This is a genomic window from bacterium (genome assembly GCA_024226335.1).
GTDB lineage: Bacteria > Myxococcota_A > UBA9160 > SZUA-336 > SZUA-336 > JAAELY01.
The window spans coordinates 1-1,045 of the sequence record JAAELY010000395.1 but is presented as its reverse complement, the minus strand read 5'-3'; the positions used below and the strand labels follow the sequence as shown (position 1 = coordinate 1,045).

The 1,045-nt window shown below is 61.3% G+C and carries 1 protein-coding gene; it reads left to right on the top strand.

What is annotated here, in order from left to right:
- Positions 1–151: 151 nt before the first annotated feature.
- Positions 152–523, top strand: a complete 372-nt coding sequence (locus tag GY725_19930) for a hypothetical protein (protein MCP4006454.1) — start codon at positions 152–154, stop codon at positions 521–523.
- The last annotated feature ends 522 nt before the right edge of the window (positions 524–1,045 follow it).

Below are 1,045 nucleotides of genomic sequence, written 5' to 3'. Positions count from 1 at the left end.
CCAGGCCGAGCGAAAGGCTGCCCGTCGAGGTACCGCGCCTGAGAGAATTGAGCGGGGCGCCTTCATGACGCCATACGAGCTGAAGCTCGCGCCCATACCCTGTTGGCAGGACCTGCCAGCAGCCCAGGTCCGTAAACGCGTCGCACAGATCGTGGCCGAGATCGAAGCCGCCGCCGCCAAGCTCCGCGAGGAGCTCGGCACCGAGCCCATCGGCATGGACAAGATCCGCCGCCAGGATCCTCTCTCACGACCTACGAGATTCCGACCATCGCCGAAACCGCCATGCCACGCGGCAAGCAAGGACATGCGGGAACGGTTCCGTCAGGCCCTCCGCGGCTTCGTCGACATGTTCCGCGAGGCCTCCGCAAAGCTCAAGTTCGGCTACATCAGAGAAGCGATCTTCCCCAAAGGCAGCTTCCGCCCGAGTCTCGGCTTTGTCAGGACCGGCGAAGAGTTCGATCCGCTGGCCGACGCCGGCGGATCGCGAAACTTCGCGACCCTGGCTGCCGCAGCGGCAGGCTGAGGCACCTCCCCGCCTCTGGCCAGGCTGCCGCGCTGGAAAGTGCGATCGACTCTCTGAGATCCGCACTTCGCGGGGGAGGTATGCCCGGCGCTACGCATATCTGAAGAGATTGTTCCAGAACGAGCAACCGAACAGTACGGAGACTTCCGGACCCCATCTTCTGCGATTCCGCAACCCTCCCCAAGGTAGAAAAGAGCCCGAATCGGGCTCCGATGTTTCGACTTCTACCACCGCCGCTCGCGATGACCGATAGGGGTGGAACCCCTTTGAGGATCTGTTCCCAGAGACCTAATATGGAACTCAATGTTCTCGATGTTCTTGCTGATCAGAGGGCCAATCTTCTCCTCGCTGTCCCGAAGAGGTCCCTCGATTATCATTCTCAAATCTCGCCCGTCATGTACGCGCCCTCTTGGCAGATTGACTCGGCTACCCTTAGGCTTCCAGGTCCAGAGTTGCCAGATGCCGGTGTACGGCATCGCAAGGACTAACCGAAGGCCACGTAAGCGGACCTTGCGCTTCCTT